Origin of the sequence: Microbacterium sp. CSI-V (assembly GCF_001984105.1) — a bacterium.
Taxonomy (GTDB): Bacteria; Actinomycetota; Actinomycetes; order Actinomycetales; family Microbacteriaceae; genus Microbacterium.
This window is the reverse complement of the sequence record NZ_MTQM01000009.1, coordinates 323,288-343,900: the sequence shown is the minus strand read 5'-3', so window position 1 is coordinate 343,900 and position 20,613 is coordinate 323,288. Positions and strand designations below refer to the sequence as shown.

The 20,613-nt window shown below is 70.0% G+C and carries 19 protein-coding genes; 16 read left to right on the top strand and 3 right to left on the bottom strand.

From position 1 onward, the window contains the following. The first annotated feature begins 1 nt into the window (after position 1). Positions 2-655: a CoA transferase subunit B gene (locus tag CSIV_RS12365; protein ID WP_175627611.1), complete on the top strand. Its 654-nt coding sequence runs from the start codon at positions 2-4 to the stop codon at positions 653-655. Continuing rightward, positions 652-1,839, top strand: coding sequence for an acetyl-CoA C-acetyltransferase (locus CSIV_RS12360; RefSeq protein WP_077051700.1), 1,188 nt, complete (start codon positions 652-654; stop codon positions 1,837-1,839). The genes CSIV_RS12365 and CSIV_RS12360 overlap by 4 nt, the downstream gene beginning before the upstream one ends. 55 nt (positions 1,840-1,894) lie before the next feature. Here CSIV_RS12360 and CSIV_RS12355 read toward each other — a convergent pair whose 3' ends face one another. After that, on the bottom strand, positions 1,895-2,149 hold the full coding sequence (locus CSIV_RS12355; RefSeq protein ID WP_077051699.1) for a hypothetical protein: 255 nt from the start codon (positions 2,147-2,149) through the stop codon (positions 1,895-1,897). A 133-nt stretch (positions 2,150-2,282) separates the two neighbouring features. Between CSIV_RS12355 and CSIV_RS12350 the strand changes: the two genes are divergently transcribed. The 9 genes from CSIV_RS12350 to serA all read left to right on the top strand — a co-directional run bounded on the left by CSIV_RS12350 (position 2,283) and on the right by serA (position 12,448). Further along, positions 2,283-3,746: an alpha,alpha-trehalose-phosphate synthase (UDP-forming) gene (locus CSIV_RS12350; protein ID WP_077051698.1), complete on the top strand. Its 1,464-nt coding sequence runs from the start codon at positions 2,283-2,285 to the stop codon at positions 3,744-3,746. Beyond that, positions 3,743-4,522, top strand: coding sequence for a trehalose-phosphatase (gene otsB / locus CSIV_RS12345; RefSeq protein WP_083735125.1), 780 nt, complete (start codon positions 3,743-3,745; stop codon positions 4,520-4,522). Before CSIV_RS12350 ends, otsB begins: the two co-directional genes overlap by 4 nt. Before the next feature lie 9 nt (positions 4,523-4,531). Continuing rightward, positions 4,532-6,250: a dihydroxy-acid dehydratase gene (ilvD, locus tag CSIV_RS12340; protein WP_077051697.1), complete on the top strand. Its 1,719-nt coding sequence runs from the start codon at positions 4,532-4,534 to the stop codon at positions 6,248-6,250. 43 nt (positions 6,251-6,293) lie between these two features. Beyond that, positions 6,294-8,099, top strand: a complete 1,806-nt coding sequence (locus tag CSIV_RS12335; RefSeq protein WP_077051696.1) for an acetolactate synthase large subunit — start codon at positions 6,294-6,296, stop codon at positions 8,097-8,099. A 1-nt stretch (position 8,100) separates the two neighbouring features. Next, positions 8,101-8,610, top strand: coding sequence for an acetolactate synthase small subunit (gene ilvN, locus CSIV_RS12330; RefSeq protein WP_077051695.1), 510 nt, complete (start codon positions 8,101-8,103; stop codon positions 8,608-8,610). A gap of 69 nt (positions 8,611-8,679) precedes the next feature. Further along, entirely contained in the window at positions 8,680-9,705 is a 1,026-nt protein-coding gene (ilvC, locus tag CSIV_RS12325; protein WP_077051694.1) for a ketol-acid reductoisomerase, read from the top strand. A 100-nt stretch (positions 9,706-9,805) separates the two neighbouring features. Beyond that, a complete protein-coding gene (locus CSIV_RS12320; protein WP_077051693.1) occupies positions 9,806-10,324 on the top strand; it encodes a hypothetical protein in 519 nt (172 codons plus the stop codon). Then, the gene (locus tag CSIV_RS12315) at positions 10,321-10,659 is read left to right on the top strand and encodes a bacitracin resistance protein (RefSeq protein ID WP_077051692.1); all 339 of its coding nucleotides are present in this window, start codon (positions 10,321-10,323) and stop codon (positions 10,657-10,659) included. The genes CSIV_RS12320 and CSIV_RS12315 overlap by 4 nt, the downstream gene beginning before the upstream one ends. Before the next feature lie 184 nt (positions 10,660-10,843). Beyond that, a complete protein-coding gene (gene serA / locus CSIV_RS12310) occupies positions 10,844-12,448 on the top strand; it encodes a phosphoglycerate dehydrogenase (protein WP_077051691.1) in 1,605 nt (534 codons plus the stop codon). 389 nt (positions 12,449-12,837) lie between these two features. Here serA and CSIV_RS12305 read toward each other — a convergent pair whose 3' ends face one another. After that, entirely contained in the window at positions 12,838-13,380 is a 543-nt protein-coding gene (locus CSIV_RS12305; RefSeq protein ID WP_077051690.1) for a TetR/AcrR family transcriptional regulator, read from the bottom strand. Between the two features lie 81 nt (positions 13,381-13,461). Here CSIV_RS12305 and CSIV_RS12300 point away from each other — a divergent pair, with 81 nt between their 5' ends. The 5 genes from CSIV_RS12300 (at position 13,462) to CSIV_RS12280 (ending at position 19,491) form a co-directional block, all read left to right on the top strand. Continuing rightward, positions 13,462-15,063 (top strand): MFS transporter, encoded by a 1,602-nt coding sequence (locus tag CSIV_RS12300; RefSeq protein WP_237488622.1) that lies wholly within the window; start codon positions 13,462-13,464, stop codon positions 15,061-15,063. After that, positions 15,026-16,078 carry a 3-isopropylmalate dehydrogenase gene (locus CSIV_RS12295; protein ID WP_077051689.1) on the top strand — a complete coding sequence of 351 codons (1,053 nt, stop codon included), beginning with the start codon at positions 15,026-15,028 and terminating at the stop codon, positions 16,076-16,078. Before CSIV_RS12300 ends, CSIV_RS12295 begins: the two co-directional genes overlap by 38 nt. A 60-nt stretch (positions 16,079-16,138) precedes the next feature. Then, positions 16,139-17,245, top strand: a complete 1,107-nt coding sequence (locus CSIV_RS12290; protein WP_077051688.1) for a branched-chain amino acid aminotransferase — start codon at positions 16,139-16,141, stop codon at positions 17,243-17,245. A gap of 250 nt (positions 17,246-17,495) precedes the next feature. Further along, positions 17,496-18,263, top strand: a complete 768-nt coding sequence (locus tag CSIV_RS12285; protein WP_077051687.1) for a fumarylacetoacetate hydrolase family protein — start codon at positions 17,496-17,498, stop codon at positions 18,261-18,263. After that, positions 18,256-19,491, top strand: coding sequence for an MFS transporter (locus tag CSIV_RS12280; protein ID WP_077051686.1), 1,236 nt, complete (start codon positions 18,256-18,258; stop codon positions 19,489-19,491). The genes CSIV_RS12285 and CSIV_RS12280 overlap by 8 nt, the downstream gene beginning before the upstream one ends. Here CSIV_RS12280 and CSIV_RS12275 read toward each other — a convergent pair. Beyond that, positions 19,475-20,542, bottom strand: coding sequence for an aminotransferase class V-fold PLP-dependent enzyme (locus CSIV_RS12275; RefSeq protein ID WP_077051685.1), 1,068 nt, complete (start codon positions 20,540-20,542; stop codon positions 19,475-19,477). The two genes, CSIV_RS12280 and CSIV_RS12275, sit on opposite strands and share 17 nt — an antisense overlap. Positions 20,543-20,613: the final 71 nt, after the last annotated feature.

The following is a 20,613-nucleotide window of genomic DNA, read 5'->3' as shown; positions in this document are numbered from 1 at the left end:
CATGGCCCTCACCCGCATCGAGATGGCGGCGCGCGCCGCCCGCGAACTCGCCGACGGCTCGTACGTCAACCTCGGCATCGGTCTCCCGACCCTCGTGCCCAACCACGTGCCCGACGGCGTCACCGTCGTGCTGCAGTCCGAGAACGGCATCCTGGGCGTCGGCCCGTACCCGACGGAGGATGCGGTGGATGCCGACCTCATCAACGCCGGGAAGGAGACGGTGACGACGCTGCCCGGGGCTGCCTTCTTCGACTCGGCCACGAGTTTCGGCATGATCCGCGGGGGCAAGATCGACGCCGCGATCCTGGGCGCGATGCAGGTCTCGGCATCCGGTGACCTCGCCAACTGGATGATCCCCGGCAAGATGGTGAAGGGTCCGGGTGGAGCGATGGACCTCGTCCACGGCGCGGCCCGCGTCATCGTCCTGATGGAGCACGTCGCGCGCGACGGCTCGCCCAAGATCGTCGACGCGTGCTCGCTGCCCCTCACCGGTCGCGGTGTGGTCGACCGCATCATCACCGACCTCGCCGTCATCGACGTGACGCCCGACGGTCTCGTGCTCGTCGAGCTCGCCCCCGGCGTCACCGTCGACGACGTCGTCGCCGCGACCGAACCCCCGCTCACCGTCCGCATCCCCGAGGAGCAGAACGCATGACCTCCGCCACCGACGTCGTCATCGTCGCCGCCGCCCGCACGCCCCAGGGGCGCCTCAAGGGACAGCTCGCGCCGCTGACCGCCGTGCAACTCGGCGCGGCCGCCATCTCCGGCGCCCTGGAGCGCGGCGGCATCCCCGCCGATGCCGTCGACGCCGTGCTCGTCGGACAGGTGCTGCAGGCCGGAGCCGGGCAGAACGCGGCACGGCAGGCCGCGATCGCCGCGGGCATCGGCTGGGACGTCCACGCCGCGACCATCAACAAGGTCTGCCTGTCGGGCCTCACCGCGGTCATCGACGCCTCCCGCATGCTCCGCCTCGGAGACGCGACCGTCGTCGTGGCCGCGGGTATGGAGTCCATGACCCGCGCCCCGCACCTGCTCACGAACTCGCGCGAGGGCTATGCCTATGGCTCGATCGAGGTCCTGGACCACATGGCGTACGACGGCCTCACCGACGCGTACGACCGCGAGAGCATGGGGGCCTCCACCGAACGCGCGAACGCCCGGTACGAGATCACACGGGAGGCTCAGGATGCCGTGGCCGCCCGGTCGCATCAGCGCGCGGCCGCGGCGCGAGAGGCCGGCCTGTTCGACGCGGAGATCGTTCCGGTGTCCATCCCGCAGCGCAAGGGCGAGCCGGTCCTCGTGACCGCCGACGAGGGCATCCGCCCGGAGACGACGGTCGAGGTCCTCGGCAAGCTGCGCCCGGCCTTCGCGGAGGGGGGATCGATCACGGCGGGCAACGCTTCGCCGATCTCGGACGGAGCCTCGGCGGTCGTCCTCACGACGCGTGCCGTCGCGGAGGAGTACGGATGGGACGTGCTGGCGACGGTCGGTGCGTCCGGCCAGGTCGCCGGGCCCGACAACTCGCTCCACGCCCAGCCCGCCCATGCGATCGCCCGCGCGCTGGAGAAGCAGGGGATCGCGGCATCCGATCTCGATCACGTCGAGATCAACGAGGCGTTCGGCGCCGTCGTGGCCCGGTCGCAGGCCGAGCTGGGTCTGTCCGACGACGTCGTCAATCCGCACGGCGGCGGCATCGCCATCGGCCACCCGATCGGGGCGTCCGGCAACCGTCTCGTCGTGCACGCGGTGCACGAGCTCGTGCGGCGGGGGAGCGGCACGGCCGCGGTGGCGTTGTGCGGCGGAGGCGGTCAGGGAGACGCGCTGATCCTCACGCGCTGACCTCGCCTGGACACACGGATGCCGCGGCCCCGAGGCCGCGGCATCCGTCGTCGTGTCAGCGGGCGAGGCGCTTCTTCAGGAGCTTCTGCTGCTTCTTCGACACGGGCGAATCGCCTGCGACGGTGCGCCCGCGACGCGCGCGGCGGGTGTCGACGACGGCGCCCACCGCCAGGGCGAGCGTGATGCCCCAGCTCAGCCACGCGAGAGCCGTGCGCCACGTGAACTCCTCGTGGTTGCGGAGTCCGCGCAGCAACGTGACGCCGCCGGTGATGGCGCTGAGGAGACCGGTTCCGAAGATGTACTGACGCATGTCCTCAACCTATCGAGCCGCCGACTCTCTGCGCGTGCGCCTTGACATCCCGCTGCCCGTATCGCATTCCGGACCGCCCGTGGAACGACACCACCCCGCTGTTAGCCTGAGAGGAAGCTACCGAGGAGGACCTGTGTCGCAGGCCGATTTCGTCGTCGTCGCCAATCGTCTACCGGTGGATCGCACCCCCGACGGGGAGGGGTGGCGGCGCTCACCCGGCGGTCTCGTCACCGCGCTGGAGCCCGTCATGCGTGGGGCGGAGGGTGCGTGGGTCGGCTGGGCGGGCCAACCCGATGTGAGCCTCGAACCGTTCGACTTCGACGGAACGCACCTGGTTCCGGTCGAGCTGTCCGCCGCCGACGTGCAGCACTACTACGAGGGCTTCTCCAACGACACGATCTGGCCGCTGTACCACGATGTGATCGCCGAGCCGACGTACAAGCGCGCGTGGTGGGAGGCGTACGTCCGAGTGAACCGGCGTTTCGCCGAGGCGGCCGCCGCGGCGGCGTCCGAGAAGGCAACCGTCTGGGTGCAGGACTACCAGCTGCAGCTCGTACCGAAGCTGCTGCGCGAACTGCGCCCGGATCTCACGATCGGCTACTTCCACCACATCCCGTTCCCCGCTTACGGCCTCTACTCGCAGCTCCCGTGGCGCAAGCAGGTGCTCGAGGGACTGCTCGGCGCCGACGTCATCGGCTTCCAACGCGTCGCCGACGCCGGCAACTTCGCCCGAGCGGTCCGGCGCCAGCTGCGGTACGAGACCAAGGCGAGCGGCATCTCGGTGCCGGACGGACAGGGCGGTACGCGGGTCGCCCTCGCGAAGGCGTTCCCGATCTCCATCGACGCCGATTCGTACATCGAGCTCGCGCAGCGTCCGGACATCCAGCAGCGGGCGAAGGAGATCCGGGAGGGGCTCGGCAACCCGCGCAAGATCCTGCTCGGTGTCGACCGTCTCGACTACACCAAAGGCATCCGCCACCGGCTGAAGGCGTGGGGCGAACTCCTCGAGGACGGCCGGGCGACGGTGGAGGATGCCACCCTCGTCCAGGTCGCGAGCCCGAGCCGCGAGCGCGTCGACGCGTACGTCCAGCTGCGCGACGAGATCGAGATGACCGTAGGGCGCATCAACGGCGACCACGACAGCACGACCCACACGGCGATCCGCTACCTGCACCAGTCCTACCCGCGGGAGGAGATGGTGGCGCTCTTCCTCGCCGCCGACGTCATGCTCGTCACGGCCCTCCGGGACGGGATGAACCTCGTCGCGAAGGAGTACGTCGCCAGCCGAATCGACAACCGCGGTGTCCTGGTGCTCAGCGAGTTCGCCGGTGCGGCCGACGAGATGGGCAGCGCGCTGCTCATCAACCCTCACGACATCGACGGACTGAAGGACACGATCGTCCGCGCCCTCGAGATGCCGGCCGCCGAGCAGGGACGCCGCATGCGGGCACTGCGCAAGCGCGTCCGCGACCACGACGTCGAGGACTGGTCGCGCGAATTCCTCGACGCTCTGTCGGCGTTCCACGACCGCGCCTCCAGCGCCGCCGCGGCCGCCGAGGTCGACGCGAACATGGACGAGCCGGAGGACGCGTCGTGACCGCGGCGGATGCGGCGATCGAGGCGGTGTCGACGACGGCGGTCCTGCTCGTCGCGCTCGACTTCGACGGGACCCTCTCGCCGCTCGTCGACGACCCGATGACGGCGCGCATGACGCCGCGCGCCCGCGCGGCCGTCGATGCCCTCGCGGCGCTGCCCGACACGGTCGTCGCCCTCGTGTCGGGTCGTTCGCTCGGACATCTCCGCGAGATCGCCGAGCACGACGACGCCTCGCCCATCTGGCTCGCCGCCTCGCACGGGGCGCAGTTCTGGACGCCGGGCGCGGGGGAGGAGCCCGCCCCCGACGACGCGGACGACCTGGCGCTCCGCGACCGTCTTCAGTCGACGATCTCCGACGGCGTCGACCATCTCGACGGCGTGTGGATCGAGCCGAAGGAGTTCGGCGTCGGCGTGCACACGCGGCGAGCGGATGCCGCGGCGACCGAGGAGGCGCGTGGTCTCGCCGATCGCCTCGTCGCGGAGGAGGCGCCCGACTGGCGACGACGCACCGGCCACGACATCCTCGAGTTCGCGTTCCGCCACGAGGGCAAGGACTCCGCGGTGGAGCACCTGCGCGAGCGGATCGGGGCCACCGCGGTGATCTTCGCGGGCGACGACGTCACCGATGAAGACGCGCTGGGCGCGCTCGCGTCGGGGGATCTCGGCATCCACGTGGGAAGCGGTGAGACGGCCGCCACGCTGAAGGTCGCCGACATCGACGGACTGGTCGACGTCCTCGAGGCTGTCGCGCATCAGCGTGTCGCCCACGCGCAATAGACTGCGAGAATGCCCGCTCCGCAGAATCCGAACACCGGTGAGTTCGACATCAAGCCCCGCAGTCGCGTCGTCACCGACGGCATCGAAGCCACCACCTCCCGCGGCATGCTCCGCGCCGTCGGCATGGGTGACGAGGACTGGGACAAGCCCCAGATCGGCATCGCGTCGAGCTGGAACGAGATCACGCCCTGCAACCTGAGTCTCGACCGGCTCGCGCAGGGCGCCAAGGAGGGCGTCCACTCCGGTGGCGGCTACCCGCTGCAGTTCGGCACCATCTCCGTCTCCGACGGCATCTCGATGGGCCACGAGGGCATGCACTTCTCGCTCGTCTCGCGCGAGGTCATCGCCGATTCGGTCGAGACCGTCATGATGGCCGAGCGCCTCGACGGATCCGTGCTCCTCGCCGGCTGCGACAAGTCGATCCCGGGCATGCTCATGGCATCCGCTCGTCTCGACCTCTCGAGCGTCTTCCTCTACGCGGGCTCGATCGCTCCGGGCTGGGTCAAGCTCAGCGACGGCACCGAGAAGGACGTCACGATCATCGACTCGTTCGAGGCCGTCGGCGCGTGCCTCGCGGGGAAGATGAGCGAGGCCGACCTCAAGCGCATCGAGTGCGCGATCGCGCCGGGCGAGGGTGCGTGCGGTGGCATGTACACCGCCAACACGATGGCCTCGGTCGCCGAGGCCCTGGGCCTCAGCCTCCCCGGTTCCGCCGCCCCGCCGTCGGCCGACCGCCGTCGCGACTACTTCGCCCACCGCTCGGGCGAGGCCGTGGTCAACCTGCTGCGCCAGGGCATCACGACGCGCGACATCCTCACCAAGGAGGCGTTCGAGAACGCCATCGCGCTGGCGATGGCCCTCGGCGGCTCGACGAACGTCGTGCTGCACCTCCTGGCGATCGCCAACGAGGCCGAGGTCGAGCTGTCTCTGCACGACTTCAACCGCATCGGCGACAAGGTGCCCCACGTCGCCGACATGAAGCCGTTCGGCAAGTACGTCATGAACGACGTCGACCGCCACGGCGGCATCCCGGTCATCATGAAGGCCATGCTCGACGAGGGCCTCCTGCACGGCGACGCGCTCACCGTCACGGGGAAGACCCTGGCCGAGAACCTCGCCGACCTGAACCCCGACCCGGTGGACGGCAATGTCATCCACCGCTTCGACGACCCGATCCACTCCACCGGCGGCATCACGATCCTGCACGGCTCCCTCGCCCCCGAGGGTGCTGTCGTCAAGACCGCCGGCTTCGACGCCTCGGTGTTCGAGGGCCCGGCCCGCGTGTTCGAGCGTGAGCGTGCGGCCATGGACGCCCTCGAGGCCGGCGACATCAACGCCGGCGACGTCATCGTCATCCGCTACGAGGGCCCCAAGGGCGGCCCGGGCATGCGCGAGATGCTGGCGATCACCGCAGCCATCAAGGGCGCGGGGCTCGGAAAAGATGTACTACTCTTGACGGACGGTCGATTCTCAGGCGGCACAACCGGCCTCTGCATCGGCCACATAGCTCCCGAAGCGGTGGACGCAGGTCCTATCGCCTTCGTGCGCGATGGTGATCTGATACGGGTCGATATCGCCGCTCGCACTCTCGACTTGATCGTCGATGACGCCGAGCTGAGTTCCCGCCGCGAAGGCTGGGAACCGCTTCCCCCGCGCTATACCCGTGGCGTTCTGGCCAAGTACTCCAAGCTCGTGCACTCCGCTGCGGAGGGCGCGGTCACGGGCTGACGGCCGTCCCCCTTTCACCCCCACCTGGTTCCGAGGTACCACCATGTCCGCCGAATCCGCCACGGCCGTTCCCCGGCCCCCCGCTCGCACCGCCCCGGCGCCCGTGCTCACGGGCGCCCAGGCGGTCGTCCGTTCGCTCGATCTGCTCGGCGTCACCGACGTGTTCGGTCTGCCGGGCGGCGCGATCATGCCCGTCTACGACCCGCTCATGGACGACGAGAACGTCCGCCACATCCTGGTTCGCCACGAGCAGGGCGCCGGCCACGCCGCCGAAGGCTACGCCGCCGCTTCCGGACGCACCGGAGTCGCCATCGCGACCTCCGGCCCCGGGGCGACCAACCTCGTCACGGCGATCGCCGACGCGTACATGGACTCCGTGCCGCTCGTGTGCATCACCGGTCAGGTCTTCTCGACCCTCATGGGAACGGATGCCTTCCAAGAGGCCGACATCGTCGGCATCACGATGCCGATCACGAAGCACTCGTTCCTGGTGAAGACCGCCGAGGAGATCCCCGGCGCGATCGCCGCGGCGTTCGAGATCGCCTCCACGGGGCGTCCCGGTCCGGTGCTCGTGGACATCACGAAGGACGCGCAGCAGAACTCGGCTCCGTTCGTGTGGCCGCCCAAGATCGACCTGCCCGGCTACCGCCCCGTGACCAAGGCCCACGGCAAGCAGATCCAGGCCGCGGCCCAGCTCATCGCCCACGCGAAGAAGCCCGTCCTCTACGTCGGGGGCGGTGTCATCCGCGCGAAGGCGTCGGCCGAACTCAAGACGTTCGCCGAGGCGACCGGCGCTCCGCTCGTGACCACGCTCATGGCGCGCGGGGCGTTCCCCGACTCGCACGATCAGCACCTCGGCATGCCGGGCATGCACGGGACGGTGCCCGCGGTGCTCGCCCTGCAGGACAGCGACCTGATCGTGTCGCTCGGCGCCCGCTTCGACGACCGCGTCACCGGCAAGGCCGCGCTGTTCGCTCCGAACGCTCAGGTCGTGCACGTCGACATCGATCCCGCCGAGATCTCGAAGATCCGCACGGCGGACGTGCCGATCGTGGGCGACCTCAAGGAGGTGCTCGTCGACCTGGATGCCGCCTTCCGCCAGGCAGCATCCGAGACCGAGGTCGACTACTCGGAGTGGTGGTCGTTCCTCAACGGTCTGCGCGAGGAGTTCCCCCTCGGCTACACCCCGACGACCGACGGCCTGCTCTCGCCGCAGCACGTGATCCAGCGGATCGGCGAGCTCACCGGCCCCGAGGCGATCTACGCCGCGGGCGTGGGTCAGCATCAGATGTGGGCGGCCCAGTTCATCAAGTACGAGCGCCCCAACGCGTGGCTCAACTCCGGCGGTGCCGGCACCATGGGCTACTCCGTCCCCGCGGCGATGGGCGCGAAGGTCGCCGAACCCGAGCGCGTGGTGTGGGCGATCGACGGTGACGGCTGTTTCCAGATGACGAACCAGGAACTCGCGACCTGCGTCATCAACGACATCCCGATCAAGGTCGCGATCATCAACAACTCCTCGCTCGGCATGGTGCGCCAGTGGCAGACGCTGTTCTTCGACGGCCGTCACTCGAACACCGACCTCAACACGGGTCACGGGACGCGTCGCATCCCGGACTTCGTCAAGCTCGCCGAGGCCTACGGATGCCTCGCGATCCGGGTCGAGAAGGAGGACGAGATCGACGCGGCGATCGAGTTGGCCCTCGCCACGAACGACCGCCCGGTCGTGATCGACTTCGTCGTGAGCGCCGACGCGATGGTGTGGCCGATGGTTCCCCAGGGCGTCAGCAACAGCTACGTCCAGTACGCCCGCGATCACTCGCCGGCCTTCGCCGAGCAGGAGGACTGACATGTCGAGGCACGTTCTCAGCCTCCTCGTGGAGGACAAGCCGGGTCTGCTGACCCGCGTCGCCGGCCTTTTCGCCCGTCGCGGCTTCAACATCGAGTCGCTCGCCGTGGGGGTGACCGAAGTGCCGGGCCTGTCCCGCATCACGGTCGTCGTCGACGTCGAGGGTCTGCCCCTCGAGCAGGTGACGAAGCAGCTGAACAAGCTGATCAACGTCATCAAGATCGTCGAGCTCGATCCCGCCAGCTCGGTGCAGCGCGAGCACGTCCTCGTGAAGGTGCGCGCCGACAACGCCAGCCGCTCCACCGTGCTCGAGGTCGTGAACCTCTTCCGTGCGTCGGTGGTCGACTACGCCCAGGACGCCCTGGTGATCGAGATCACCGGCGACTCGGGCAAGGTCGGCGCGTTCCTCAAGGCCATCGAGCCGTTCGGGGTCAAGGAGCTCGCACAGTCGGGCCTGCTCGCCGTCGGCCGCGGCGGCAAGAGCATCACCGAGCGCGTCCTGCGCGGCTGACCCTCCCACCCTTTCCACACACCCCCGGTCCTGCGTCGCGGGACCTGTATCCAAGGAGAAAGCATCCCCATGGCAGAGATCTTCTACGACGACGACGCCGACCTCTCGATCATCCAGGGCAAGAAGGTCGCGATCGTCGGCTACGGCTCGCAGGGTCACGCTCACGCGCAGAACCTGCGCGACTCGGGCGTCGAGGTCGTCATCGCGCTCAAGGACGGCTCGAAGTCGGCCGCGAAGGCGCAGGAGGACGGCTTCGACGTCAAGAACGTCGCCGACGCGACCGAGTGGGCCGACCTGATCATGATCCTGGCGCCCGACCAGCACCAGCGCTCGATCTACGCGGACTCCATCAAGGACAAGCTCACCGAGGGCAAGACGCTGGCCTTCGCGCACGGCTTCAACATCCGTTTCGGCTACATCGACGCCCCCGAGGGTGTCGACGTGATCCTCGTCGCCCCCAAGGCCCCCGGTCACACCGTCCGTCGCGAGTACGTCGCGGGTCGTGGCATTCCCGACATCATCGCCGTCGAGCGCGACGCCTCGGGTTCGGCCTGGGACACCGCCCTGTCGTACGCGAAGGCCATCGGCGGCACCCGTGCCGGCGTCATCAAGACGACCTTCACCGAAGAGACCGAGACCGACCTGTTCGGTGAGCAGGCCGTCCTCTGCGGTGGCATGAGCCACCTCGTGCAGTACGGCTTCGAGACCCTCACCGAGGCGGGCTACCAGCCCGAGATCGCGTACTTCGAGGTTCTGCACGAGCTCAAGCTCATCGTCGACCTCATGTGGGAGGGCGGCATCGCCAAGCAGCGCTGGTCGATCTCCGACACCGCCGAGTACGGCGACTACGTCTCCGGCCCCCGCGTGATCTCGCCCGAGGTCAAGGAGAACATGAAGGCCGTCCTCGCCGACATCCAGTCGGGTGCGTTCGCGCAGCGCTTCATCGCCGACCAGGACAACGGCGCCCCCGAGTTCCTCGCACTCCGCGAGAAGGAGCAGGGTCACCCGATCGAGGCGACCGGCAAGGAGCTCCGCGGGCTCTTCGCGTGGAAGCAGCAGGACAGCGACTACGTCGAGGGTTCCGCCGCGCGCTGATCCCGTCCGCGAACGCCCCGGAACCGTCCTCGGTACCGGGGCGTTCGCCGTTGCGGCGGGGCGGCGCCGCGGTGTCGAAGGTCGGCGCTAGCGTGGACGCGTGAGCACACCGCGCGACGACGACGCCCTCTCCTGGGACGGTGACGACGACCCGACGCTCGACGTGGGCGAGAAGCGGGTCCTCGATCCGGATCAGCCCGAGCCGCTCCAGCCCGAGCCCCTTCGGCCCGAGCCGCGCCCGACCTCCGGGGATCCGGGTCCCCGGGCTCCGGGGGTCGACTCCGCTCCCACTGGAGAGGCCGCGGTCGAAGACGAGGCCGCGCGAGCCCCGCTCGGCAACGTCGGGCTCGTCGGCATCGGGATGATCGCGGCGACGTTCCTGCTGTTCGCGATCGGCTGGCTGGTCGCTGGATTCCGTCTGCGCGACCTGGGTCTCCCCATTCCCGACGTCACGGTCCTCGCCCTGACGATCGGCGCGGCCCTCGCCCCGTTGGTGTGGTTCGTCACCGTGCTCGCTCTGACGCGCACCTGGCGCACCTGGCAGCGGTTCCTGCTCCTGATCCTCGGCATCCTGCTGCTCGTGCCGTGGCCGTTCCTGTCGTTGGGGGCCTCCGCATGAGCACGACCACCCGTCCTCGCCGTCTGCCGACGTGGGTCATCGTGACCATCGCCGGGCTGTTCGGTCTGTTCTACGCCTTCGTCGTCTGGAGCTCGGTCTCGCTGCTGGTGCAGCAGGCCACGGGCACCCTCGGGCTGAACGGACTCGGCTGGTTCGTCTACATCCTGCCGATCGTCTTCCCCCTGGTCGCCTTCGGTGTGGCCTTCGCGATCGGCGCGCGCCGACGGGCGGGGGAGTTCTCGCTCGCGCTGCTCGCAGGACTCACCCTCTCCGCCGCCTTCTGGCTGGCGATCGTCGGTTACGGCGCAACGTCGTACGGGCTCTACGGCGGTTGACGCCCGTCGCCTTCCGTCGGGTCGCGGGACGTCCTCTCCGGGCGGACCACGGCGTCATACGGTCGGGCGGCTGTCGCGGCAGCGCTAGGCTGGCAGACGGCCCGCACGGGTCGCGCGCCCGGTTCGCGCCGGCGATGCGCGGCGGTGCGCGCTGCTCCCCAGCACCGTTTCGAAGGACGCATCCGTGACGAAGCCCGTCGTGCTCATCGCCGAAGAACTCTCTCCCGCCACGATCGACGCGCTCGGCCCCGACTTCGACGTGCGCAACGTCGACGGGACCGACCGCCCCGCGCTGCTCTCGGCTCTCGCCGACGCGCACGCGGTGCTCGTGCGATCGGCCACCAAGATCGATGCCGAGGCTCTCGCGGCCGCGCCGGTTCTGAAGGTCGTCGCGCGCGCCGGCGTCGGACTCGACAACGTCGACATCAAGTCGGCGACGGCCGCGGGCGTCATGGTCGTCAACGCGCCGACGTCGAACATCATCTCGGCAGCCGAGCTCACCGTGGGGCACGTTCTCAGCCTCGCGCGCCACATCCCGGCCGCCCACTCGTCGCTCGCCCAGGGGTTGTGGAAGCGCAGCTCGTTCACCGGCACCGAGCTGTTCGAGAAGACGATCGGCATCATCGGCCTCGGCCGCATCGGCGCCCTCATCGCGGCACGCCTGCAGGCGTTCGACATGCGCGTGATCGCGTACGACCCGTACGTCACCGCGACGCGCGCGCAGCAGCTCGGCGTGCAGCTCGTCACCCTCGACGAGCTCCTCGAGCAGAGCGACTTCGTGACGATCCACATGCCGAAGACCCCCGAGACCACCGGCATGATCGGCACCGAGCAGCTGCGTCGCATGAAGAAGACGGCCTACGTCATCAACGTCGCGCGCGGTGGGCTCATCGACGAGGACGCCCTGTACGACGCGCTCACCTCGGGCGAGATCGCCGGAGCCGGCCTCGACGTCTTCTCGACCGAACCCCCCGCCGAGGGCGGTCCGGCCCGGAAGCTGCTCGACCTCCCGAACGTCGTGGTCACCCCCCACCTCGGTGCCAGCACCGAAGAGGCGCAGGAGAAGGCCGGCGTGTCCGTGGCGCGCTCGGTCAAGCTCGCCCTCGAGGGCGATCTGGTCCCGGATGCCGTCAACGTCGCCGGTGGCGCGATCGACCCGTTCGTGCGCCCCGGTATCGCGCTGGTCGAGATGCTGGGTCAGTTCTTCAGCGGACTCGCCGACAGCGCACTGTCGAGCCTCGACATCGAGGTGCGCGGCGAGCTCGCCGAGTACGACGTGAGCGTGTACCGCCTCGCCGCGCTGAAGGGCATCTTCAGCCGCATCGTCAGCGAGACGGTCTCGTATGTCAACGCGCCGCTGTTCGCGGAGCAGCGCGGGGTCGAGACCCGTCTCGTCGTCGAGTCGGAGAGCCCGCTCTACCGCAACATCACGATCCTGCGGGGCACGCTCGCGGACGGGTCGACCCTCGAGGTCGCCGGTACGCTCGCGGGGACGCGCATGGTGCCGAAGGTCGTCGGGATCAACGGGTACGAGATCGAGGTGCCGATCGAGGCGCACCACATCGTCATGCGGTACGCCGACCGTCCCGGCATCGTCGCCATCTACGGACAGAAGCTGGGCGACGCGGGTATCAACATCGCCGGTCTTCAGGTCGCCCGTCCGGATGCCACGGGCCGTGCCCTCTCGGTCCTCACGGTCGACTCGCCGGTGTCCGACGAGATCCTCGACGCGATGCGCCAGGCGGTGAACGCGGACCTCTTCCGTCAGATCGAGATCGTCGAGAGCTGACGTCCTGAGCAGTACCGGGGGAGGGGGTCGCGGGAGCGGCCCCCTCCTCTCGTATCTCTGCGACGCTGCCCCGGCGCTCGACCTCCGACGCCTGGACGCGGGGCGAGGTGCGCCACGGGGTGAGATACGACCCGTGGAGGACGGATTCCGATCGGATTCGCGGACTCCGTGCGGACTCGCCGTCACGCTCAAGGCATGGCCTCACTCCTCGCCACTCGACTCGCGATGGTGGCGGTCGGTTCGGCGCTCCTCATCGTCGGGCTCGCTGAGACCGCCCACGGCCGGGGGTGGGGGTTCCTCGCGCTGGTCGGTGCGGTCGGCATCCTGCTGTGCGTCGCGATGGAGGCATCCGGGATCATCCGCGTCCCGCGGGCGGCCATGCACCGACGTCAGGTCGTCGCGGCGACCACGGCGGAGATCAAGGCGTCGAGGTCGGTGCCTTCGAGCGTGGGGCCGGGCAGCGCGTTGAGGTCGAGCACGGCGTTGAAGTAGAGGCCGTCGCTGACGAGCAGCACCATCTGCAGAGCCGTCTCGTCGCGGGTGTGGGCGCGCAGGCTGTCCTCCCACAGTTCGCGCACCCGGCGCAGGCTCGCGGACGCGGCGTCGCTGCCGTTCTGCGCCAGCCGCGAGACCGCGAGGATAGTGACATCCAGCGGTGATCCGGTGTTCTGCGACGAGCGCAGATGGGCGGCCACGACCCCCTCGGGGGAGTTCTCGATCTCGTCGACGTCCTGCTGCGCGAGTGTCTCGAGGCGCTTCACCAGAGCCTCTTCGAGCGCGCTCTTGGAGTTGAAGTGGTAGAGCAGGCCGCCCTTGCTCACCCCGGCGGCACGCGCCGTGGCATCCATCGTCGCGGCACGTTCGCCGTCGTCGACGAGGATGCGGGTGAAGGCGTCGAGGACGGCTTCGCGGGCGAGTGGGGGTCTGCTCATGGCCTCTCGATCGTAGTGGCGGGTGGTGTGAGGATTCTGTTACTATACCGGCTAGACGGTTTAGAAACGGAACTGGGAAGAATGCTCACCTCGTCGTTGCCCACTCAAGAGATCAACGCCCCCCGTGCCGGCTGGCGCGGGTGGTTCGCGCTGGCTGTGCTGATGCTGCCGGTGCTGCTGGTGTCGGTCGACAACACCGTGCTGAGCTTCGCGCTGCCCGAGATCGCCCTGTCGCTGCAGCCCTCCAGCATCGAGCAGCTCTGGATCATCGACGTGTATCCGCTGGTCCTCGCGGGGCTGCTGGTGACCATGGGAACGCTCGGTGATCGTTTCGGTCGTCGTCGGATGCTGCTGATCGGCGCGACGGGATTCGCCGTCGTCTCCGCGCTCTCGGCCTTCGCGCCCACCGCGGCGCTCCTCATCGCCGGCCGTGCGCTCATGGGTGTCTTCGGTGCGATGCTGATGCCCTCGACCCTCTCGCTGCTCCGCAGCATCTTCCGCGACCGCGATGAGCGGCGCCTCGCCATCGCGGTGTGGGCGTCGGGCTTCTCCGCGGGCGCCGCGCTCGGCCCCATCGTCGGCGGGTTCCTCCTCGAGCACTTCACGTGGGGCTCGGTGTTCCTCATGGCCGTGCCGGTGCTCGTGCCGCTGCTCGTCCTCGCCCCGTTCTTCGTGCCCGAAAGCCGCGACCCCGCGCCCGGCCGGTTCGACCCCGTGAGCGTCGTCCTCTCGCTCGCCACCATGGTGCCCGTCGTCTACGGGATCAAGAAGCTCGCGGTGGACGGTCCCACGCTGACGACCGGTGCCCTCTTCGTCGTCGGTGTCGTGTTCGGCTGGCTGTTCGTGCGGCGGCAGCGCTCGCTCCCCACCCCGATGCTCGACATGACGCTGTTCCGTCGGGGCACGTTCTCCGGCGCGATCCTGGTCAACCTGCTGAGCGTCGTCGGTCTCGTCGGCTTCCTGTACTTCGTCGCGCAGCACCTTCAGCTCGTCGTCGGTCTCACGCCGATGGTCGCGGGCTTCGCGCTGCTGCCCGGCCTCGTCCTGATGATCGTGTCCGGTCTGGCCGTCGTCCCCGTGGCGCAGCGTTTCGCCCCTCGGATCGTCGTCCCGGTCGCGCTCGCCTTCTCGGTCGTGGCATACGTCCTGGTCGCGGTGTCGACCGCCAACCTGCTGCTGCTCATCGTCGCGTTCGCACTCCTCGGCATCGGCATCGGCGCGGCCGAGACGGTGTCGAACGAACTCATCCTCTCCAGCGCTCCGCCGGCGAAGGCCGGTGCCGCCAGCGCCGTCTCGGAGACGGCGTACGAAGTCGGCGCCGTGCTCGGCACGGCGGTGCTCGGTGGCATCCTGGCCGCGTTCTACCGGGCTCAGCTCGTCCTTCCGGCAGGACTCCCGGATGCCGCGGCCGACGCCGCTCGGGAGACGCTCGCCGGAGCCGTTGCGGTGTCGCACACGTTGGACGACGCCGCCCTGGCGGAGTCGCTGCGCCTGGCCGCAGCGCACGCGTTCGATTCCGGCGTCGTCGTCACCGCGTTGATCGGCGCCGGGCTGATCGTCGTGGCGGCCCTCATCGCTGCCACTACCCTGGGAGGAACCCGCGGCGCGTCGACGAAGCGATGCGCCCTGAGCGCTGAGGAGTGCGATGTCGCGCGTCGTCAAACTGGCCGTCATCCCCGGTGACGGCATCGGTCCCGAGGTCGTCACCGAGGCCGTGAAGGTCCTCGACGCGGTCACCGCCGGATCGGGAGTGGAGTTCGAGAAGACGCCGTTCTCCCTCGGCGCCGCTCGGTATCTCGAGACCGGCGACACCCTCACCGATGCCGACCTCGCCGCGATCGGCGAGCACGACGCCATCCTCCTCGGCGCCGTGGGGGGAGTGCCCGGCGACCCGCGGCTCAAGGACGCGAACATCGAGCGCGGCCTGCTGCTGAAGCTCCGCTTCGAGCTCGACCACTACGTCAACCTGCGTCCCTCGAAGCTCTACCCCGGTGCCGCCGGTCCGCTCGCCGACCCGGGCGACATCGACTTCGTCGTCGTCCGCGAAGGCACGGAGGGACCGTACGTGGGCAACGGCGGGTCGATCCGCCGCGGCACCCCGCACGAGGTCGCCAACGAGACGTCGGTCAACACCGCCTACGGGATCGAGCGCGTCGTGCGCTACGCGTTCACCCTCGCCGGGCGGCGCCGGAAGAAGCTGACGCTGGTGCACAAGACCAACGTGCTCGTGCACGCCGGCGGCATGTGGAAGCGCATCGTCGACGCCGTGGCGTCGGAGCACCCCGAGGTCGACGTAGACTACCTGCACGTCGACGCGGCCACCATCTTCCTGGTCACGAACCCGAGCCGCTTCGATGTGATCGTCACCGACAACCTCTTCGGAGACATCCTGACCGACCTGGCCGGCGCCGTCACCGGTGGCATCGGCCTCGCCGCATCGGGCAACATAAACCCCGACGGCGCGTTCCCCTCGATGTTCGAGCCCGTCCACGGATCGGCGCCCGACATCGCAGGAACCCAGAAGGCAGACCCCACGGCTGCGATCCTCTCCGTCGCCCTCCTGCTCGATCACCTCGGGCTCACCGACGAAGCCGCCCGCGTCACCCGCGCGGTGGAAGACGACATCGCCGGCCGGGATGCCACCCCGCGCAGCACCGCGCAGATCGGCGACGCCATCGTCGACCGCGTCCAGGCGTAACCTGGACCGATCGGCACGCGCCGCCGCCCCTGCGCCCCCCGACACCGTGTGAAAGAGACCATGACGACCATCGACACCGACCCCGACACCGGACTCGACCCGCTCGAGTTCGCCGTCACCCGCAACCTCGCCGCGAAGAGCCCCGCGCAGCGCGACGAGATCCTCGCCAGCCCGGGATTCGGGCAGCACTTCACCGACCACATGGTCGACGTCTGCTGGTCGGTCCGCGGTGGGTGGCACCGGCCCCGCGTCTCGCCGTACGGCCCCATCTCGCTCGACCCCGCCGCGGCCGTGCTGCACTACGGGCAGGAGATCTTCGAGGGGATCAAGGCGTACCGCCACGCGGACGGCTCGATCCACACTTTCCGTCCCGACCAGAACGGGCGGCGCCTGCAGCGCTCGGCTCGTCGCCTGGCGCTGCCCGAACTGCCCGTTCCGTATTTCCTGCAGTCGCTGCGCGAACTCATCGCCGTGGACGGTGCGTGGGTGCCGTCGGGTGCCGACCAGAGCCTGTACCTGCGGCCGTTCATGTTCGCGAAAGAGGCGTTCCTCGGTGTGCGCCCGGCGCACAAGGTCGCCTACTACCTGATCGCCAGCCCCGCGGGTGCGTATTTCAAGGGCGGCGTGCAGCCGGTCTCGATCTGGCTCAGCGAGGACTACTCGCGCGCCGGCAAGGGCGGCACCGGCGCGGCGAAGACGGGCGGCAACTACGCCGCGAGCCTCCTGCCCCAGTCCGAGGCGTACGAGAACGAGTGCGACCAGGTCGTCTTCCTCGACCAGGACCGCAACATCGAGGAGCTCGGCGGCATGAACGTCGTGTTCGTCTACAAGGACGGCACCATCGTCACCCCGCAGTCCGACTCGATCCTCGAGGGCATCACGCGCGACTCGCTCCTGCAGCTGGCCCGTGACCGCGGGCATCACGTGGTCGGACGCAACGTCTCGCTCACCGAGTGGCGTGAGGGCGTGGCATCCGGGGACATCGTCGAGGTCTTCGCGTGCGGCACCGCCGCCGTCGTCACCCCGATCGGCATCCTCAAGGGCAAGGACTTCATCGACGAGCAGCCGACCGGCACCCTCGCGCTGGAGCTGCGCCAGGAGCTCACCGACATCCAGTACGGCCGGGTCGAAGACAAGCACGACTGGCTGTACCGCCTCGACGCCTGAGCGCACGTCCAACACGGAGGGGTCCCGACATCGGGGCCCCTTCGTCGTTTCCGCGCGGGTTACCCGCACGCATGAACGCGATTTCCGCGTGTAAACGCGTGCGGAGCGCGTTTATGCGAGCGAATCGCGTTTATGCGTGGGGAGCCGGGGGTGCGTCGCCCGCGCCCGGCGTACCGGGCCGACCCCCGCGCCCGGCGTGACGGCGCAGAACCGCGGATGCCACGTCGGAGGCCCCGGTTAGGCTGAACGGGTGAAGATCGCTCGGTTCAGCTACCAGGAAACCCTCCGCTACGGCATCGTCGACGACACCGAACTGGTGGTCCTCAGTGGTGACCCCCTCTTCGCCGGGTTCGACACGACGGGGGAGCGCATCCCGCTGTCCGAGGTGACGCTCCTCGCCCCGGTGATCCCGCGCTCGAAGGTCGTCTGCATCGGGAAGAATTACCACGACCACGCCGCCGAGATGGGCGGTGAGGCGCCGGCCGAGCCGCTGATGTTCCTCAAGCCGAACACGTCGGTGATCGGGCCCGACGACGTCATCGTGCGACCGACCGCGCTCAGCTCCCGCACCGACTACGAGGGCGAGGTCGCCGTCGTGATCGGACGCATCGCCAAGAACGTCCCCGCCGAGCGCGCGGCCGACTACATCTTCGGGTACACCGTCGCGAACGACGTCACCGCTCGCGACCTGCAGAAGACCGACCGGCAGTGGACGCGCGCGAAGGGCTTCGACACCTTCTGCCCCGTCGGACCGGTCATCGAGACCGACCTCGACGTGGATGCCGCGATCATCACGACCCGCGTCAACGGCGAGGTGCGGCAGAACGGACCGATGTCCGACATGATCCACTCGGTGCCCGACCTCATCGCGTACGCCTCGTCGGTGTTCACGCTGCTGCCCGGCGACCTGATCCTCACCGGCACGCCCGCCGGCATCGGCCCGTTCGAGGCTGGCGACACCGTCGAGGTCGAGGTGAGCGGAATCGGAGTGCTGCGCAACACCGCGCGCGATGCCTGACCCCACGACGAGCGCGGCGGTCGACGTCGCGCTCGTGCAGCGCCGCACCGTTCGGGTCCTCGCGGCCGGGCAGGTGCTCACCGGCGTCGCATTCGGGTCGACCCTGTCGCTCGGCGCCCTGCTGGCCGCCGACCTCTCGGGCCAGGAGTCGCTGTCGGGCTTCGCCACCGCCGCGGTGACGCTCGGTGCGGCGCTGACCGCCATCCCGCTCGCGCGCCTCGCCGCGGCGCGCGGCCGTCGCTTCGCCTTGAGCGCGGGAAACATCGCCGCGCTCATCGGCATCGCGGTCGTGATCGTCGCCGCCGCCCTGCGGCTGTTCCCCCTGCTCCTCGCCGGGATCGCCCTGATCGGCGCGGGGAACGCCGGCACCCTGCAGGCGCGGTTCGCCGCGACCGACCTCGCGAGCATGACGCGTCGGGGCAGAGACCTCGCGACGGTCGTCTGGGCGACCACAGTCGGCGGCGTCGTCGGACCCCTGCTGCTGGCGCCCGGCGAGGTGCTCGGAGCGGGAATCGGGATGCCGCGCCTCACCGGCGCGTACCTGTTCTCCTTCGCCGCCCAGGCGTGCGCGCTCGCGCTGTACGTCCTCGTGCTGCGGCCCGACCCGCTGCTCCTCGCGCAGAGGCGGGACCGTGCGGACGCTGCGACGGTCGTCGACGCGGTGGCCGATCGGCCCGCCGTGGCTCGCTACGCGATGTTCGCCGTGGCCGCGTCGCACGTGACGATGGCATCCGTGATGGCGATGACGCCCGTGCACCTCTCGCACATCGTCGCTCCTGATGCCGTCACCCTCGCAGTGGGCGTCACGATCGCGCTCCACGTGTTCGGGATGTACGGACTCTCTCCGGTGTTCGGAATCCTCGCCGACCGCGTGGGGCGGATCCCCGTCGTCCTCCTCGGGCAGGTTCTGCTGGCTTCGGCCCTGGCGGTGGCGGCGATGCTGCCGTGGTCGCAAGCCGGGGTGCTCGTCGCTCTCGTGCTGCTGGGGCTCGGGTGGAGCGCGGCGACGGTCGCGGGGTCGGCGCTGCTGACCGAGGTGACACCGGTCGCCGCCCGTCCCCGCCGTCAGGGGCGCAGCGACACTCTCATGACGGCGTGCGCCGCGGTCGGGTCGGTCCTCGCGGGCGTCATCCTGAACATCGCGGGGTACGGCGGGCTGGCGCTCTGGGCGCTCCTTCCCGTCGCGGCGGTGTGCGTCGGCGCGGTCGCGGTCAGATCACGACGCTGAGCGTGGCGGTGCGCCGCCCCTGCAGGGCCGACAGCGCCCGGTCGACGTCGTCCTCGTCGTTGAAGACGTGGAACGCGACGCGTGCGCGTCCGGCGCGTCCGGAGGCGATGATCCCGGATGCCGTGAGCCGGGCGAGCGCGCAGCCCTCGGCATCCGGCCAAGTGACGATGGCCGACGAGCGGCCGGGTTCGTCGAGCTCCATCGCCGCACGGAAACGCTCGGCGAGCCCCGTGGCGTGCGCGTGGACGGCGGCCGGATCGGCCGAGGCGAACAGGGCGAGAGCGGGCGCGGCCCCGACGAAGGCCTGCCAGGCCGGTGAGACGTCGAAGCGACGCGCGTCGGGCGCGAGCGGCGCCGAGGTGCCGTAGCAGGACGCCCAGGGATCGTCCCCCGAGTACCAGCCGGCGTGCACGGGACGGAGCTCTCCGGCGAGGGCGGGGGAGAGCGTGAGGAACGCGACCCCCCGCGGAGCGCACAGCCACTTGTAGGCGTGGCACACCGTCGCGTCGAACAGGGTGGCATCCACCGGCAGCCAGCCGGCCGCCTGCGTGAGGTCGCACAGCGTCCGGGTACCGGTGCGCGCCGCGGCGGCGGCGATCGCGGCGGCGTCGGCGACCTCGCCGGTGGCGGATTGCACGAGGGAGAACGCCACGAGCCACGTGTCGGCGGCGATCTCGGCGGCGAGGCTCGCCAGCGGAACCGACCGGAGACGCACGCCCCGACCCGCGTGCGCGAACGGTGCCACGAGCGACGCGAAGTCACCGTCCGCGCAGAGCACCTCCGCCCCGTCGGGGACGGCCGCGGCGATGAGTGAGACGGCGACCGAGGTCTGCGCGGCGATCGCGACCTGTGACACCGGTGCGTGGACGAGCCGGGCGTAGGACCGCCGGGCGTCCTCGACCGCTCGCGTGGCCGCGGCGACGTCGGGGCGACCGGATGCTGCGGCCTCGAGGTCGGCCGTCACCGCCGCGACCGTGGCGCGCGGCGGGAGTCCGAGCGTGCAGGCGGCGAGGTAGTCGCGGCCACCGGCGAAGTGCGGGGCGAGGGTCATGGGTCCAGGGTGCCTCCCGGCCGGTGCATTGCACTACGGGAGGTTTTGCATGAAAAGCATCCGGTCTGCTT

What these genes read in the sequence shown, in the direction of transcription:
- CSIV_RS12315 (WP_077051692.1), top strand. Translation starts at nt 10,321, where the DNA reads ATGAGCACGACCACCCGTCCTCGCCGTCTGCCGACGTGGGTCATCGTG.
- ilvD (WP_077051697.1), top strand. Translation starts at nt 4,532, where the DNA reads ATGCCCGCTCCGCAGAATCCGAACACCGGTGAGTTCGACATCAAGCCC.
- CSIV_RS12290 (WP_077051688.1), top strand. Translation starts at nt 16,139, where the DNA reads ATGACGACCATCGACACCGACCCCGACACCGGACTCGACCCGCTCGAG.
- CSIV_RS12280 (WP_077051686.1), top strand. Translation starts at nt 18,256, where the DNA reads ATGCCTGACCCCACGACGAGCGCGGCGGTCGACGTCGCGCTCGTGCAG.
- ilvC (WP_077051694.1), top strand. Translation starts at nt 8,680, where the DNA reads ATGGCAGAGATCTTCTACGACGACGACGCCGACCTCTCGATCATCCAG.
- CSIV_RS12360 (WP_077051700.1), top strand. Translation starts at nt 652, where the DNA reads ATGACCTCCGCCACCGACGTCGTCATCGTCGCCGCCGCCCGCACGCCC.
- ilvN (WP_077051695.1), top strand. Translation starts at nt 8,101, where the DNA reads ATGTCGAGGCACGTTCTCAGCCTCCTCGTGGAGGACAAGCCGGGTCTG.
- CSIV_RS12275 (WP_077051685.1), bottom strand. Translation starts at nt 20,542, where the DNA reads ATGACCCTCGCCCCGCACTTCGCCGGTGGCCGCGACTACCTCGCCGCC.
- CSIV_RS12295 (WP_077051689.1), top strand. Translation starts at nt 15,026, where the DNA reads ATGTCGCGCGTCGTCAAACTGGCCGTCATCCCCGGTGACGGCATCGGT.
- CSIV_RS12355 (WP_077051699.1), bottom strand. Translation starts at nt 2,149, where the DNA reads ATGCGTCAGTACATCTTCGGAACCGGTCTCCTCAGCGCCATCACCGGC.
- CSIV_RS12300 (WP_237488622.1), top strand. Translation starts at nt 13,462, where the DNA reads ATGCTCACCTCGTCGTTGCCCACTCAAGAGATCAACGCCCCCCGTGCC.
- CSIV_RS12365 (WP_175627611.1), top strand. Translation starts at nt 2, where the DNA reads ATGGCCCTCACCCGCATCGAGATGGCGGCGCGCGCCGCCCGCGAACTC.
- CSIV_RS12305 (WP_077051690.1), bottom strand. Translation starts at nt 13,380, where the DNA reads ATGAGCAGACCCCCACTCGCCCGCGAAGCCGTCCTCGACGCCTTCACC.
- CSIV_RS12335 (WP_077051696.1), top strand. Translation starts at nt 6,294, where the DNA reads ATGTCCGCCGAATCCGCCACGGCCGTTCCCCGGCCCCCCGCTCGCACC.